The organism is Catenuloplanes indicus (assembly GCF_030813715.1).
GTDB lineage: Bacteria > Actinomycetota > Actinomycetes > Mycobacteriales > Micromonosporaceae > Catenuloplanes > Catenuloplanes indicus.
Genome location: NZ_JAUSUZ010000001.1, coordinates 3,864,715 through 3,879,033 on the forward strand (window position 1 = coordinate 3,864,715; position 14,319 = coordinate 3,879,033).

Genomic DNA, 14,319 nt, shown 5'->3' on the forward strand with positions numbered 1-14,319 from the left:
ATAGTCGGCGGCGTGCCCGCACATGTGCTGATCGCCGAGGACGACCCGAAGCACGCCGAGATCCTGCGGCGCTACCTCGAGTCGGCCGGATACCGCACCACGGTCGCGCACGACGGCCGCACCGCGCTGGACCAGGCCCGCCGGCTCCGCCCGGACCTGCTGCTGCTGGACGTGATGATGCCGGAGATGGACGGGCTCGACCTGTGCGCGGTGATCCGCCGCGAGTCGGCCGTGCCGGTGCTCATGCTGACCGCGCGGACCAGCGAGGACGACCTGCTGACCGGCCTGGACTCCGGCGCGGACGACTACCTGACCAAGCCGTACCGGCCGCGTGAGCTGCTCGCCCGGATCCGGACGCTGCTGCGGCGCGCGGACCGGGCCGACCACCGGGACGTGCTGCGGGCCGGGCCGGTCGCGATCGACCTGACCCGGCGTGAGGTGACGGTGGACGGCCGGGTGGTCGGCTGCACGCCGGACGAGTTCGCGATCCTGGCCGCGCTGGTGGAGCAGCCGGAACGCGTCTTCACCCGGGCCCAGCTGCTGGAACGGACGAACGGCTACAGCCGGGACTCCACCGAGCGCACCATCGACACCCACATGTCCAACCTCCGCCGCAAGATCGAGCCGAATCCGCGCCGTCCCGCGTTGCTGCTCACCGTGTACGGCGTCGGCTACCGGATGGCGGCATGACCGGCCGCGCGGTGCCGCTGCACCGCAGCCTGCTGGTGCGGCTGCTGGCCACGTCGATGCTGATCGCGGCGTGCGCGGTCGCGGCCACCGCGTGGCTGACCGTGCAGCTCACCACGCGGGCGGTCACCCAGGAGCAGAGCCGCACGCTCGCCTCGGACACCGACGTCTACGACGCGATCATCGCGTACGCGGCCGAGCACGACCGCTGGGACGGCGTGGACGCGCTGGTCCGGCGGCAGGCCGAGCTGACCGGCACCCGGATCGCGCTGACCACGCCGGACCGGGTGCTGATCGCGGCGTCGTCCCCGGACGCACCGGCCGCGGTCGCCGCGTCCGACGTGCCGACCGCGACCGTCGACCCGCTCCGGCTGGACCGCGGCGTGGTCCGCGCGGACAGCGGGCTGATCGACGCGCGGGCGGTCGGGCCGTACCGGCTGACCGGCGCGGAACGGGACCGGCTGCGCCGCTACGCCGACATCCAGGCCGCGTGCCTGCGCCGGGCCAACCTGATCGCCGAGGTGGTCGAGCTGCCCGGCGGCCGTCCGGTGCTGCGTGAGGTCACCGGTGAGCCACCGCCGATCACGCCGTGCGACCCCACCGCGCTGACCGAGCCGGTCGAGTCGGAGCGGAAGCCGCTTCGCGAGCTCACCACGCTGACCGCCGCCTGCCTGGAGCGCTGGCTGGGCGCGGACGTCCGCTTCACGATCACGCCGGAGTTCACGCCCCGGTACGACGAGGCGCCGCCGGACGCCGACCGGGACCGGCGGGTGCGCGAATGCATCGAGGACGCCCGCCGCGAGCAGCTGCGCCCGTACGTCGCGCCACCCGCGTTGCTCTTCGTCACCGGCCCGTCCGCGCCGGAGACCGCGCCGGTCACCCTCTCCGCCGCGAACACCATGCGTATCGCCGGCACCGCCGCGCTCATCCTGCTGGTCACGCTGGCCGTCACGGTGGTGGCCGGCCGCCGGCTGGTCCGGCCGCTGCGCGCGCTGACCGAGGCAGCCCACCGGCCCGCGGACCGGCAGGAGCCGGTGCCGGTCACCACCCGCGACGAAATCGGCTACCTGGCCGCCGCGTTCAACGACCTGTCCGCGCGGCGGCAGGCATTGGAGCAGCAGCGCAAGGCGATGGTCAACGACATCGCGCACGAGCTGCGCACGCCGCTGACGAACATCCGCACCTGGCTGGAGACCGCCCGGGACGGCGCGGTCGAGGTCGATCAGGAGGTGCTGGACCTGCTGGTCGAGGAGTCCGTGCTGCTCCACCACGTGGTCGACGACCTGCGCGACATCGCCGCGCTGGAGGCCGGCAGCCTGCGCGTGCACCCGGAGCCGACCTACGTCCGGGACCTGCTCGAACAGTTGGTCGAGGCGCACCGGGGCCCGGTCCGGCTGGACGCCGGACCGCACGATCCGGAGATCGACGTGGATCCGGTCCGGCTGCGGCAGATCGTCGGCAACCTGGTGTCCAACGCGATCCGGCACACACCGGCCGGCGGGACGGTCACGGTCCGGCTGGAGATGCGGCCGGGCCGGATGGTCGTCTCGGTCACCGACACCGGCCCGGGCATCGCGGCCGCGGACCTGCACCGGGTGTTCGACCGGTTCTGGCGCGCGGACACCTCGCGGACCCGCGCCACCGGCGGTTCCGGCCTCGGCCTGCCGATCGCCCGTCAGCTGGCCCGCGCGCACGGCGGCGACATCACCGTGACCAGCGTTCCCGGCCACGGTGCCACGTTCACCGTGATCCTGCCCGCCGCCTCAGTTGTTGGGGGCGACGGAACTGATGTCGGCCAGCACTGAGTCCTCGTCCCGGGCCACCGCCAGGTCGCCGAGCGTGACCATGCCGACCACCTGCTCGCCGTCCATCACCGGCAGCCGGCGCACCGAGTGCGTGCGCATCAGCTCGACCGCGGTCGCGGCGTCGTCCTCGGCGGACGTGGCGATCACGTCCGGTCCGGCCAGTTCGCCGGTCGGCAGCGTGCGCGGGTCCAGGTCCTCGGCGACCGCGCGGACCGCGATGTCCCGGTCCGTCACCACGCCGCGCACCTCGGTGCCGTCCACCACGATCACCGCACCGACGTCACCGTCCCGCATGCGCCGCGCGGCCGTGCTCAGCGGCTCGTCCGCCCGTACGGTGATCGGGTTGGCCGTCATCACGTCTCGTACCTTCACGCCCCGCGTATACCCGGGTGCGGACCGGTCATACATGTCTCGGCCGATCGTGGGGTAAGCGGCCCGCATGCGAGGACTCACGGGTGTGGCGGCGGCCGTGCTGCTGCTGGTGACGTCGTGCGGCTGGCCCCGGGACGCGGCCGGCACGCTGGACGATGTGCGCGACGGCGTCCTGCACGCCGGTGTCACGGAGAACCCGCCGTGGACCGTGCTGCCGGACGACGGCGAACCGGCCGGTGCGGAACCCGAGCTGGTCCGCCGGCTCGCGAAGCGGCTCGGCGCCCGCGTCGAATGGCACCCGGGCACCGAGTCGACGCTGATGCCGGAGCTCAAGGAACGCGAACTGGACCTGGTGATCGGCGGCCTGGACGCGACGGCGCCGTGGACCGCGGACGCGTCGCTGACCCGCCCCTACCTGAGCACCGCGGAGGGCGACCGGGTCTGGGCGGTGCCGCCCGGCGAGAACGGCTGGCAGGTCGAGGTCGAGGAGTTCCTGCTGACCCTGCCGGACGAGGAGCTGGCCCGGCTGCTGGAGGCGTCATGAGCGTGGGAGGCCCGGCATGAAGGTCTATGACAACGTCGAACTGCCACCGGACATGGCCGCGCTGCACAAGCGGGCGATCCGGCTGGAGTGGTGGACGATCGCGTTCTTCGTCACCGCGATCGCGCTGCTGGCCGTGACGCTGGGCCAGTCGCAGGCGATGAAGGCCGCCTGGATCGAGGACATGCTCGGCCTGGTGCCACCGGCCGCGTTCCTGATCGCCGCGCGCTTCCGCACCCGCCCGCCGAACGAGCGCTTCCCGTACGGATATCACCGGTCGGTCAGCGTCGCGTTCCTGTCCGGCGCGGTCGCGCTGCTGGTCCTCGGCGGATACGTGGTCTACGACTCGCTGCTCCGGCTGATCGCCGGCGAACGCCCGCCGATCGGCCTGATCGAGCTGTTCGGACAGCGCTTCTGGCTGGGCTGGTTGATGATCGCGGTGCTGTTCGCGACCATGATCCCGGCGATCGTGCTCGGCCACGTGAAGCAGCGCATCGCCCGGCAGCTGCACGACAAGGGCCTCTACGCCGACGCCGAGATGAACCGCGCGGACTGGCTCACCGCCGGTGCCGCGATCCTCGGCATCCTCGGCATCGGCGCCGGCCTGTGGTGGGCGGACGCGGTCGCCGCCCTGATCATCGGCGGCGACATCGTCCGGGACGGTTACCGCACCACCCGCAGCGCGGTCGCGGACCTGATGGACGAACGCCCGCGCGTGGTCGACGGCGCCCGCCCGCACCCACTGCCGGACACGCTGCTCACCGCGGTCCGCGACCACGACTGGATCGCGGACGCGTGGCTGCGGCTGCGCGAGGACGGCCACGTCTTCGTCGGCGAACTGCTGGTCGTGCCGCACCCGGACACGGACGACCTGGTCGCGCGCCTGGAGAAGCTGCAGACGTTCGTCCGCGGCTTCGACTGGCGCATCCAGGACATCGTGGTCGCGCCGGTCTCGCACATCGACAAACCCTAGAAATTCAAGAGCCAGAACCGGTCCCGGTCCCGCCGTGGGCGCGTTCCGCCGCTCCCGCCGGAGACCGGTCGGCCGTGGCCGGCCGCCCTGCCAGTCCCAGCCTCACCTGAACCGTCAGGCCGCGCCGTTGCCGGAGAACTGGGACAGCGCGAACACGAGCGCGGCCAGCTCCGGGTCCTCCTCGTACCGGCGGCGGTGCATCTCGGAGATCTTCGCGCCGAACTCCGGGTCCTCGTCGTCGGAGACGTCGTACGTCTCGATCCGCTCGGTCCGCGGCAGGCCGACCCGGTCGGTGTGCGCGTGCGCCGGGTGAATCAGGTACTCCCAGTAGCCGTCAAGGTCGTCGATGGTGAACACCGCGCCCCACTCGTACTCGCCGCCGTAGTCCCGGCCGACCGTGAACGACCGCACCGACGGGATCACCCGGCCCTGCTCGCGCAGCAGGCCCAGCACCTCCTCGACCTGCTCCGCCGTCACGTCCGCCCTGGCCTTCATGCGCAGGATGTGGTGGATCATCGTGCCTCCCTCGTAGTTGTCCGGCGACGTCGATGCTGGTCCGGCGCGAGGCACACCTCATCGGCACTCCCTGCCTATCGGGCGGCGACCGCGGCGTAGGCAGCGGCGCGGCCCCGGCACATGTAGGCAGCCCGTGCCGACGCGCGCGGTGCCCCGGCACACGCACAGTGAGGCGGTGACAGAACCTTCGACGAGCACCGCCGCACTGGAGATCGTGCTGCCGGGCCCGGTCGCACCGGACGGGCTGCAGACCCGCACCCGGACGCTGCCCGCGCCCGGCCCCGGACAGGCCCTGGTGCGGATGGAGGCGACCGGCGTGTCCTTCGCCGAGCAGCTGATGCGCCTCGGCCGGTACTACGACCAGCCCGCGTTCCCGTTCGTCCCCGGCTATGACGTGGTCGGTACGGTCGTCGAGATCGGGCCGGGCGTGGACGCCGCGATGCGCGGCCAGCGGTACGCCGCGGTCACCAAGACCGGCGGCTGGGCCAGCCATCTGCTGCTGGACGCGGCGGACCTCGTACCCGTGCCGGTGGGTCTTGATCCGGCCGCGGTCGAGACCGTGGTGGTCAACGGCATCACCGCGTGGCAGATGCTGCACGGGCTGGCGAAGACGCCGCGGGGCGGGACGATCGTGGTGCTCGGCGCCAACGGTGGCGTCGGGTCCACGCTGCTGCAGCTCGCCCGGCACGCCGGGATCTCGGTGATCGGCACCGCGGCGGAGCGCCACCACGCGATGGTCCGCGAGTTGGGTGCGACGCCGGTCGACTACCGCGACCCTGGCATGTTCGACACGATCCGGCGGCTCGCGCCGGACGGCGTGCACGCGGTCTTCGACCACGTCGGGGGGTCCGGCCTGAAACGGTCCTGGCAGATGCTGCGCCGCGACGGCACGCTGGTCTCCTACGGCGCCGCGGCCACCAAGAACGACGAGGGCAACGCGCAGCTGCCGTTCATCGCGGCCTACGCCCGGATCAAGCAGTGGCACTACTCGCCCAACCCGCGCAGTGCCTACCAGTACAGCTTCTGGGACGGCTCGCGGAAGAAGGACGAGTTCCGGGCCCACCTCGCCCGGGACCTGACCGAGGTGTTGCGGCTGCTGGCCGACGGCGCGCTCGTCCCGCAGATCGCCGCGCGGTTCCCGCTCTCCCGGGCCGCGGAAGCCCTGACCCTGGCCGAGTCACGCACCGTGACCGGCAAGGTCGTCCTCGTACCCGACGCGAACTGAAAGCCGGCCATGACACTCGCTCTCGTCTCCCACCCCGACACCGACACCCCCGTCCTGGAACGCGTGACGCTGCCCGCACCCGGCCCTGGCGAGCTGCGCGTCCGGGTCATCGCGGCCTCGGTCGACCCGGTCGATCTCTTCCTGGCCGGTGGCTTCGGCCGCCTGGTCTGGGGCCTCACCGGCACGATCGGGCTCGGCTCGTCGTTCACCGGCGTCGTCACCGCGATCGGCGACGGCGTGACCGGCTTCGCGCCGGGCGACCGGATCGCGGCCGCCCACTCCGTGCTCACCGCACCGGCGCGCGGACACGCGGAGGAGACCGTCGTGCCGGCGTCCGCAGCCGCGACGATCCCGGACGGCGTCGACCCGGTGGCCGCCGCGACGCTGCCGCTCAACGGCCTGACCGCGGCCCAGCTCCTCGACCGGCTCGGCCCGGCCGACGGGCGGACGATGCTGGTCACCGGCGCGGCCGGTGGCGTCGGCGGGTTCGCGGTCGCGCTCGCGGCCCGGGCCGGCTGGGCCGTCACCGCGCTGGCCCGCGAATCCGACCGGGACTTCGTGCTGCGGGCCGGCGCGCACGGGCTGACCACCGAGCTGCCCGGTCCGGAGTTCGACGCGGTGGTCGACGCCGCCGTGCTGGAGGCCGTCGCACTCGGCGCGGTCCGTGACGGCGGCGCGTTCGCCGGCTCGACCTCGGCACGGCCGGCGACGCCGGAGCGCGGCATCACGGTCGACCTGGTCGACTCGCAGCCGGACGGCGACCGGCTCGCCGCGCTGCTCCGGCTCGCCGCGGACGGCGTGCTGGAGCTGCGGGTCGCCGGCACCGTTCCGCTGAGTGAGTCCGAGGTCGCGTACGGCAAGGTCGCCGCCGGTGGTGGCCGCGGCAGGTGGCTGTTGCTGGCGGATTGACGCCTGCGACGGCCGCACCCGCCGCGTGGGCCGGTACGGTCGCGACATGTACGCGTATGACCGGGAATCCGCCGTCCTCGTCGGCCGCACCGCGGAGAGCCGGCGCGTCGCCGCGCTGCTCGACGGCGCTCGGGCCGGCCGGGGCGGCGCGCTCGTGCTGACCGGCGAGGCGGGGATCGGCAAGACCGCGCTGCTCGACCAGGCCGCGGAGACCGCCGGCGGTTTCCGGGTGGCGCGCGCGTCCGGCTCGGAGTTCGAGCAGGAACTGCCGTTCGCCGGGCTGCACCAGCTGTGCGTGCCGATCCTCGACTCGCTGGACGTCGTCCCGGAGCCGCACCGCGAGGCGCTCCGCGTCGCGTTCGGCCTGGCCACCGGCGTACCCGACCTGCTGCGCACCGGCCTGGCCGCGCTGGAGCTGGCGACCGCCGCGGCGCGGGACACGCCACTGCTGCTGGTGGTGGACGACGCGCAGTGGCTCGACCCGGCCTCCACCCGGACGCTCGCGTTCCTCGCCCGCCGGGTCGGCGCCGACCCGGTCGCGGTGCTGATCGCGGCTCGTACCCCCGGCTCACCCGGCGAACTGGGCACGCTGCCCGCGCTGGCCGTCGAGGGGATCGGCGACGACAGCGCCGGTGAGCTGCTGACGCTGCGCAGCCCGCTGCCGCTGGACGAACGCGTCCGTGACCGGCTCGTCGCCGAGGCGAACGGCAACCCGCTGGCGCTGCTCGAACTGCCCCGGGCCGGCGGGTTCGCGCCGCCCTCGACGTCCTCGGTGCCGACGCTGATCGAGCGCGGCTTCCAGGCCCGGCTGGCCGCGCTGCCGGAGGACACGCGGCTGCTGCTCACGGTCGCGAGCGCGGACCCGACCGGCGACCCCGGCCTGCTCTGGCCGGCCGCCCGTACCCTCGGCATCGACGTGCCCCGGGCCGGCGCGGAAGCGGCCGCGACCGGGCTCGCCGAGTTCGGCACCCGGGTCCGGTTCTGTCATCCGCTGGCGCGGTCGGCCGTCTACCGCGCCGCACCGGTCGCGGCGGTCCGCGCGGCGCACGGCGCGCTGGCCGAGGCCACCGACCCGGTCGTGGCGGCGGACCGCCGGGCCTGGCACCGCGCGCAGGCCTGCGGCGGCCCGGACGACGACGTCGCCGACGAGCTGGAACGATCCGCCTCCCGAGCGCAGGCCCGCGGCGGTGTGGCGGCGGCCGCGGTGTTCCTGGAACGCGCCGCCGCGCTGACGCTGAACACCGAGCGGCGGATCGCCCGCACGCTGGACGCGGCGCAGGCCCACATCGACGCGGGCGGCACCGACGTAGCCGCGGACCTGCTCGGCACCATCGACACCGCCGTGCTCGACGAGCAGCGCCTGGCCCGCGTCGACGTGCTGCGGGGGCGAATCGCGTTCATGCGGTCCGACGACGACTCCGGCCCGGCGCTGATGGTGCGCGCGGCCCACCGGCTCGCCGCCACCGACCCGGACCGGGCCCGGGAATGCTTCCTGGACGCGGTCGAGATGGGCCTGGTCGTCGGCCGCGCCGGTGGCCTGATCGAGAAAATCATGGCCACGGTACGGGCGGAGGCCCCGCCACCGACGTCACCTGACGTGCTGGACGCGCTGGTCGTGCTGGCCACCGAGGGCCACTACGCGGCTGTTCCGCTGCTGCGCACCGCGCTCGCCACCCCGCTGTGGAGCCACCGGCCCGCGCTCGCCTCGATGATCGCCGGCGAGATCTACGACCTGAACACGCTCGCCGCGCTCGCCGAGTGGCTGGTCGGCACCGGCCGGGAGACCGGCTCACCAGCGCTGCTACGGCTCGGGCTCGGGCAAACCGTCGTCCACGCCACGCTCACCGGCGACATCGGTCAGGCGCTCGCCGCCACCGCCGAGGAGGAGGCGGTCGCCGAGGCCACCGGCGGCGCCCCGCTGCTCTACCACCGGCTGCACCTGGCCGCGCACCGCGGCCGCCGCGACGAGGCACTCTCGCTGATCGAGACGGCCACCCGGGGGCCCGCGCACGTCACCAACGTCAACTGGGCCACCGCACTGCTCCACAACGGACTGGCCGACTACCCCGCCGCGCTGGCCGCGGCCCGGCGCGCGGCCGAGGACGGCGAACTCTTCCTCAGCGGCGCCGTGCTGCCCGAGCTGATCGAGGCCGCGGTCCGGTGCGACGAGCACGACCTGGCGGCCCGCGGCCTGGACGCGCTGACCGTCCGCGCGGAGGCCATCGGCACGCCGTCCGCGCTCGGCCTCGCCGCGTCCGCCCGTGGCCTGCTGACCGGCGTCGAGGACCACCACGTGGAGGCCGTCGGCCTGCTCGCCACCAGCCCGCTCGTCCCGTACCGGGCCCGCGCCCACCTGCTCTACGGCGAATGGCTCCGGCGCCGCAACCGACGCCGCGACTGTCTGACCCACCTGCGTACCGCCCACGAACTGTTCACCACCACCGGCGCCGACGCGTTCGCCCGCCGCGCCGCCACCGAGCTTCGCGCCACCGGCGAACGCGCCGTGACCCGCGCCACCGGCCCCGCCCACGAGACGCTGACCATGCAGGAGATCGCGGTCGCCCGCCTGGTCGCCGCCGGCGCGATGTCCAAGGACGTCGCGGTCCAGCTCTTCATCAGCAAACGCACCGTCGACGCCCACCTCCGCACCATCTTCCGCAAACTCGGCATCACCTCCCGCGCCCAACTCCGCAACCACCCCGACCTCGCCTGACCCGGACGGGCGGTGGTGTTGCACCATCAGTAGCGCCGATCACGAACCATGGGGGGTAAGAATGGCGCGGCCCAGGGGTCCGGGTGGTGGTCACGGCGACGCCGACACGACCACGACGACGGACGGAGACGGCGTATCCTCGTCGCCGTCCACCCGGCGGCAGCCGACCTCCACCAGCGTCCGCAGCGTCTCCGAGGGCCACACCGTCGCGGCGGAGCACGCCGTCCGGGGACGGCCGAAAGCAGGGCCGGGCGGTGGGTCCGATCCCGGCTCTGCCGGTTCTCCCACGTCTCCGGCCTCACCCACGTCCCCGGCGTCTCCTGCTTCTCCCGCGTCTCCGGCCTCACCGGCGTCCCCCGCCACTCCGTCGTCGCCGGCCTCGCCGGAACCCGGCGGTGGCGGTTCCGGCGGGAACGGGCCCGGTGGCGGCGGTGGGGACGACGGCAACAACGGCGGCGGAAACGACGACCGTGGCAACGAAGGCGATGATCCCGACGACAGCGGTGATGGCGACGACGACGCCGATGACACCAACGGTGGCGATACCGGCGACGCCATCACGCAGCCGACCGGTGAGCCGGGCGGGACGCCGACCGGACCGCGCACCACGATCCCCGCGGACGCGAGCGAGCGGAACCGCACCGACCTGGAACTGGAGAACGCGCAGGCCGACGCCTACGCGAACCAGGGGTACCGGACACACCAGAATCCGACACCGCAGGAGATCGCCCAGGCCGCCCAGGCACACGGCGACACGGTCCGCGCCGGCAAGAGGCCGGACTATCTCATCGAGGGCAAGGTTTTCGACGCCTACTCACCGACCGAGAACCGGAGCGAACGCAACATCGCCAGCGCGGTCGAGAAGAAGGTCGACGCCGAGCAGACGCAGCGGGTCGCGCTCAATCTGACACGCTGGAACGGCAGCGTCGACGCCCTCCGCGACCAGTTCAGCCACTGGCCCATCGCCAGGCTGAAAGAGGTCAAGGGTCTCACCGGCGACGGCGACATCATCCAGATCTATCCCTAGCAGCGACGACGGAGCACACTACCGATGGCGATCCAGTACACCCTGACCCTGGCCGCGGCGCTTTCCGTGGCGGAGCTGGCGGCGCGGGCGATGCCGGAGCCGGCCCACCGGCCGATTGGGCGGGACGGTCTGGCGACGGCGGACCTGTATGACAGCCACGGCTTCGCGCTGACCGTGCTGACCGGGAAGACGAACGGTTATGTCGAGGCCGACTCGGACCTGGGCGTCTTCGAGTGGGAGCCGGCGGACTACTCGCTGGTGATGTTCGACCTGGGGAAGGCGGACCGGCTCGCGCGTCCCCTGGCCGCGATGCTCACCGTCGTACGGCGGGTGCTGGACAGTGGGGACGAGGACGCGGTCCTGGTCGAGAACGACGATGTACTGCTGTTCAAGCGGTTCGGTGGCGTGCTGGTCAAGCACGGGCGGCCGGGCTTCTGGGGGCACTACCCGGGCCTTGACGAACTGATCCGCTGAGTGGGCCGGCACTCGATCCGGGGGCCTTCGGCAGGGCCGGTGGCGTGGCGGCGGGTGGGGGCATATCGTAGGCGTGGGTCAAGCCGCGTGCCCGTCATGTTCCATCGACGGGAGAGGTGCGTCCATGACCGACTCGCGCACGGACCATTCGCCCAAATCCGGCTCATCGGCCGGTGCGGTCACCACGGCGACGGTCACCGGCTTCAACGGTGCCGTCATAGCGACCGTCTCGCGGAGCCTGGAGCACGCCGACGGCCGTACGCCGTTGGCCGTAGTGTCCGTGCACGGTGACGTGGACCGGGACACCGCGCCCCTGGTCGAACGGACCCTGCTGCGGGCGATCGACGAGCATCCGGTCACCTGGCTGGACGTACGGCAGGTCGGCTTCTTCGGGGCCGCGGGCGTACACGTGCTGGTCCGGGCACACCAGCGCGCCGCCGCGCTCGGGCGCACATTCGAGCTGCGCGGGGTGCACGGCATCACCGAGCAGGTGCTGACCATCGCCGGCCTGGACCACATGATCGCGGCGATCCGGTGACGGAACGGCCTCCCCGCGACCGTCTCGTCACGCTGGCCGGCCGCGCGGACGGCGGCACGCTCGTCGCGACCGACCTGGCCGACATCGCGGCGGTGACCGCGGTGCGCACCGTCTGCGAGACGGACGCGTCACCGGACCGGCCCCTCGACGAACCCGACACCGTGCAACGAACTCGTCGCCGGGCTGACCAGCGCGTTCGTGGCGCGGGCGCGGAGTCAGCGGGCGCTCGGCCTCCTGATGTCGACGACCGGCGGCGACGCGGACCGGGCGTTCGCACGGGTTGTACCGGCGTGCCGCCGAGACCGGGCCCGCGCTGGAACTCATCGACCGCACGCAGTCGCCAGTGGGACGGACCGGTCAGGAGCTGCGGGGCGCCTGAGCGACCAGTGCGGCGGCCACGTCCCGCAGCTTGCGGTTGGTGTCCTGGGAGATCCTGGTCAGGATCCGGAACGCCTCGTCGGCGGTACACCGGCGGTCGGCCATGATGATGCCCTTCGCCTGCTCGATCACCGCCCGATGCGCCATCGCGGCGCGCATCTGCTCGGCGAGCGTCGTGGTGGTGTCGTAGAGGTGCGCGTTGGCCAGCGCGACCGCCGCGTACTCCGCGAACGACTCGGCCAGCCGCACGGCCGGGTCGTCGAAGGCATCAGCCGTGGTGCTGTAGACGTTCAGCGCGCCGGTGACGGACTCCTGCACCGGCAGGCCGATCGACAGCGAGCTGCCCGCCCCCAGTTCCACCGCCCGCGGCGTCCAGCGCGGCCAGCGCGTCTCCGTCGCGATCCGGGACAACAGCATCACGCCGGCCGTGCCGGCCGCTTCCAGGCAGGGGCCGCTGCCCAACTCGTACTGCGCCTGGTCCAGCCGCAGCGCCATGTCGCTGGTTAAGGCCGCGGTCTGCGGCTTCTGGCCCCGCACAAGGGTCACCGACACCTCGTCCGCGCCGGGGACGGCCCGCCGCGCCAGGTCGGCGATCATGTCCAGCACGCCGCGCAGATCGGTCTCACCCAGCTTGATCCGGGCGAGCCGCGCGAAGGCCGCCTCGGGGTCGATCGGGTCGCTGGTGGCCACGGCGTTCACGTCCTCGCGTCGAGAACCCGGCCGACACGACGCGGTCGACGGCCAAGCGGATCACTGCGGGCCCTCACCGTCGGTGAAACCCGGGACCGCGCCGCTGTTTGACGCCGACTCGCCGATGCCATGGGGCATCCGCCACAGATTGGTGCAGTCTACCGCCGCTCACCTCCGCAACGCGCGGCCCAACGGTGCTCCAGCCGGTTTGTGCCCGGCTCCGGGCGGGTACCCGGCACCCTCGGCGATGGAAGGTGCGCGGGTGGACATGTCGGAGGAGGACCCGGGACCGGAGGCGACGGAGCCCGACCGGGGTCCGGTTACCGTCGCCCAGGACCTGTTCCCTCTCCCCGGGGCATCGCTGGTCGCACGCGAGGTCGTGACCGAGGCCTGCATGCGCTGGGGGCTGCCGGACGCGGTCGCGCCGGCCTCGCTGATCGTCAGCGAACTGGTCGCCAACGTGGTCGACCACGCGCACACGAGCATGACGCTGGAGATCGCCCTCCGCCCGGGCCGGCTCCTCATCTCGATGCGCGACGGCAGCCGCGTCCCGCCGATGCTCCGGCGCGACACCACCGCGCCGTCCGCGCGCGGCCGGGGTCTGCTCCTGATCGAGGCGGTCAGCGCGGACTGGGGTTACCGTCTCGACGCCGCCGGGAAGACCGTCTGGACGGCCCTGGAGATCATTACCTAGCCCGTACGGTAAAAAGGCGGCTCCGACCGGGATCTGTTTACCGGCCGGAGCCTTGGCCCCGACACCTGCGCGCCGGCGACGGAACCCACCCCGAAGAGTGCCCGGTCGACAGCCGGCGTGCCACTTCTGACATCGGACGAGCGCAAAAGAAATGCCGACGGCGGCCCGCTGAACCAGTCGGGCCGCCGTCGGCAGAATCAGATCAGATGACGCGAATGTTCTCCGCCTGCGGGCCCTTCTGGCCCTGGGTGATGTCGAACTCCACCCGCTGGTTCTCCTCAAGGCTGCGGAAACCGCTAGCCGAGATCGCGGAGAAATGGGCGAACACGTCGGCGCCGCCACCCTCGGGGCTGATGAAGCCGAAACCCTTGTCGCCGTTGAACCACTTCACGATGCCTGTAGCCATGTCTGCTTCCTTCGCAGGCTGTTGGAGACCGCACGGTGCGGACTCGCACGCCGCCGCGTTGATCACCCGCGTCGGAACCGACACGAAAAACGAAAAAGCGCCCGAATGAATCAGATAATCCACCAGGCGCCGAGAACGTCTACGGAAATCAAAACTGCAACGGCACCACCGTAGCACAGAAATTTGCGACTATCACAATCGGTAATTCCGCGCCCTCTTCGCGGAGCGCCGATCGCAGGGCGCGTACGGTGGACGGTGACCGCTGGCGCCGCCACCCGGTCGCACGCCTCACCGGCCACGGTGGACCTCGTCCTCGCCCTTCGTCCTCGGGCTGGGCCCCGCGCCCGCAGCGGTCCCGACGACGGGATGAC

General features: G+C 72.9%; 15 protein-coding genes. 11 read left to right on the forward strand and 4 right to left on the reverse strand.

Annotated elements, in window-relative coordinates; all coding sequences use genetic code 11:
• Window positions 1–12 precede the first annotated feature (12 nt).
• Window positions 13–690, forward strand: a complete 678-nt coding sequence (locus J2S42_RS17325; RefSeq protein ID WP_307240420.1) for a response regulator transcription factor — start codon at window positions 13–15, stop codon at window positions 688–690.
• Window positions 687–2,492, forward strand: a complete 1,806-nt coding sequence (locus tag J2S42_RS17330; RefSeq protein WP_307240422.1) for a sensor histidine kinase — start codon at window positions 687–689, stop codon at window positions 2,490–2,492. The genes J2S42_RS17325 and J2S42_RS17330 overlap by 4 nt, the downstream gene beginning before the upstream one ends.
• Here J2S42_RS17330 and J2S42_RS17335 read toward each other — a convergent pair.
• Window positions 2,451–2,864, reverse strand: a complete 414-nt coding sequence (locus tag J2S42_RS17335; protein WP_370879196.1) for a CBS domain-containing protein — start codon at window positions 2,862–2,864, stop codon at window positions 2,451–2,453. The two genes, J2S42_RS17330 and J2S42_RS17335, sit on opposite strands and share 42 nt — an antisense overlap.
• A gap of 67 nt (window positions 2,865–2,931) precedes the next feature.
• Here J2S42_RS17335 and J2S42_RS17340 point away from each other — a divergent pair, with 67 nt between their 5' ends.
• Window positions 2,932–3,408 (forward strand): substrate-binding periplasmic protein, encoded by a 477-nt coding sequence (locus J2S42_RS17340; RefSeq protein ID WP_307240424.1) that lies wholly within the window; start codon window positions 2,932–2,934, stop codon window positions 3,406–3,408.
• Window positions 3,409–3,424: 16 nt separating this feature from the next.
• Window positions 3,425–4,378 (forward strand): cation diffusion facilitator family transporter, encoded by a 954-nt coding sequence (locus J2S42_RS17345; RefSeq protein ID WP_307240426.1) that lies wholly within the window; start codon window positions 3,425–3,427, stop codon window positions 4,376–4,378.
• Window positions 4,379–4,492: 114 nt separating this feature from the next.
• On the opposite strand, the gene J2S42_RS17350 is transcribed toward J2S42_RS17345, so the two are convergent.
• The gene (locus J2S42_RS17350) at window positions 4,493–4,894 is read right to left on the reverse strand and encodes a Dabb family protein (RefSeq protein WP_307240427.1); all 402 of its coding nucleotides are present in this window, start codon (window positions 4,892–4,894) and stop codon (window positions 4,493–4,495) included.
• 175 nt (window positions 4,895–5,069) lie between these two features.
• On the opposite strand from J2S42_RS17350, the gene J2S42_RS17355 reads away from it, so the two are divergent.
• The 6 genes from J2S42_RS17355 (at window position 5,070) to J2S42_RS17380 (ending at window position 11,780) form a co-directional block, all read left to right on the forward strand.
• Complete coding sequence (locus tag J2S42_RS17355) at window positions 5,070–6,119, forward strand: medium chain dehydrogenase/reductase family protein (protein ID WP_307240429.1); 1,050 nt, start codon at window positions 5,070–5,072, stop codon at window positions 6,117–6,119.
• Window positions 6,120–6,128: 9 nt separating this feature from the next.
• Window positions 6,129–7,028, forward strand: coding sequence for an alcohol dehydrogenase catalytic domain-containing protein (locus J2S42_RS17360; RefSeq protein ID WP_307240430.1), 900 nt, complete (start codon window positions 6,129–6,131; stop codon window positions 7,026–7,028).
• Window positions 7,029–7,074: 46 nt separating this feature from the next.
• Window positions 7,075–9,741 (forward strand): helix-turn-helix transcriptional regulator, encoded by a 2,667-nt coding sequence (locus J2S42_RS17365; protein ID WP_307240432.1) that lies wholly within the window; start codon window positions 7,075–7,077, stop codon window positions 9,739–9,741.
• Between the two features lie 61 nt (window positions 9,742–9,802).
• Window positions 9,803–10,768 (forward strand): CdiA C-terminal domain-containing protein, encoded by a 966-nt coding sequence (locus J2S42_RS41960; RefSeq protein ID WP_370879197.1) that lies wholly within the window; start codon window positions 9,803–9,805, stop codon window positions 10,766–10,768.
• A 24-nt stretch (window positions 10,769–10,792) separates the two neighbouring features.
• On the forward strand, window positions 10,793–11,242 hold the full coding sequence (locus tag J2S42_RS17375; protein WP_307240434.1) for a SitI3 family protein: 450 nt from the start codon (window positions 10,793–10,795) through the stop codon (window positions 11,240–11,242).
• Window positions 11,243–11,366: 124 nt separating this feature from the next.
• Complete coding sequence (locus J2S42_RS17380; RefSeq protein ID WP_307240436.1) at window positions 11,367–11,780, forward strand: STAS domain-containing protein; 414 nt, start codon at window positions 11,367–11,369, stop codon at window positions 11,778–11,780.
• A gap of 357 nt (window positions 11,781–12,137) precedes the next feature.
• On the opposite strand, the gene J2S42_RS17385 is transcribed toward J2S42_RS17380, so the two are convergent.
• On the reverse strand, window positions 12,138–12,848 hold the full coding sequence (locus tag J2S42_RS17385; protein WP_307240437.1) for a GAF and ANTAR domain-containing protein: 711 nt from the start codon (window positions 12,846–12,848) through the stop codon (window positions 12,138–12,140).
• 268 nt (window positions 12,849–13,116) lie between these two features.
• On the opposite strand from J2S42_RS17385, the gene J2S42_RS17390 reads away from it, so the two are divergent.
• Window positions 13,117–13,542 carry an ATP-binding protein gene (locus J2S42_RS17390; protein ID WP_307248817.1) on the forward strand — a complete coding sequence of 142 codons (426 nt, stop codon included), beginning with the start codon at window positions 13,117–13,119 and terminating at the stop codon, window positions 13,540–13,542.
• 202 nt (window positions 13,543–13,744) lie between these two features.
• Here the strand turns inward: J2S42_RS17390 and J2S42_RS17395 are convergent, their stop codons facing one another.
• On the reverse strand, window positions 13,745–13,948 hold the full coding sequence (locus J2S42_RS17395; RefSeq protein WP_307248819.1) for a cold-shock protein: 204 nt from the start codon (window positions 13,946–13,948) through the stop codon (window positions 13,745–13,747).
• Between the last annotated feature and the right edge of the window lie 371 nt (window positions 13,949–14,319).

Excerpts from the sequence above, each read along its gene's own strand:
- J2S42_RS17350 (WP_307240427.1), bottom strand. The coding sequence starts at position 4,894 with ATGATCCACCACATCCTGCGCATGAAGGCCAGGGCGGACGTGACGGCG.
- J2S42_RS17395 (WP_307248819.1), bottom strand. The coding sequence starts at position 13,948 with ATGGCTACAGGCATCGTGAAGTGGTTCAACGGCGACAAGGGTTTCGGC.
- J2S42_RS17375 (WP_307240434.1), top strand. The coding sequence starts at position 10,793 with ATGGCGATCCAGTACACCCTGACCCTGGCCGCGGCGCTTTCCGTGGCG.
- J2S42_RS17340 (WP_307240424.1), top strand. The coding sequence starts at position 2,932 with ATGCGAGGACTCACGGGTGTGGCGGCGGCCGTGCTGCTGCTGGTGACG.
- J2S42_RS17345 (WP_307240426.1), top strand. The coding sequence starts at position 3,425 with ATGAAGGTCTATGACAACGTCGAACTGCCACCGGACATGGCCGCGCTG.
- J2S42_RS17390 (WP_307248817.1), top strand. The coding sequence starts at position 13,117 with ATGTCGGAGGAGGACCCGGGACCGGAGGCGACGGAGCCCGACCGGGGT.
- J2S42_RS17360 (WP_307240430.1), top strand. The coding sequence starts at position 6,129 with ATGACACTCGCTCTCGTCTCCCACCCCGACACCGACACCCCCGTCCTG.
- J2S42_RS17330 (WP_307240422.1), top strand. The coding sequence starts at position 687 with ATGACCGGCCGCGCGGTGCCGCTGCACCGCAGCCTGCTGGTGCGGCTG.
- J2S42_RS41960 (WP_370879197.1), top strand. The coding sequence starts at position 9,803 with ATGGCGCGGCCCAGGGGTCCGGGTGGTGGTCACGGCGACGCCGACACG.
- J2S42_RS17365 (WP_307240432.1), top strand. The coding sequence starts at position 7,075 with ATGTACGCGTATGACCGGGAATCCGCCGTCCTCGTCGGCCGCACCGCG.
- J2S42_RS17380 (WP_307240436.1), top strand. The coding sequence starts at position 11,367 with ATGACCGACTCGCGCACGGACCATTCGCCCAAATCCGGCTCATCGGCC.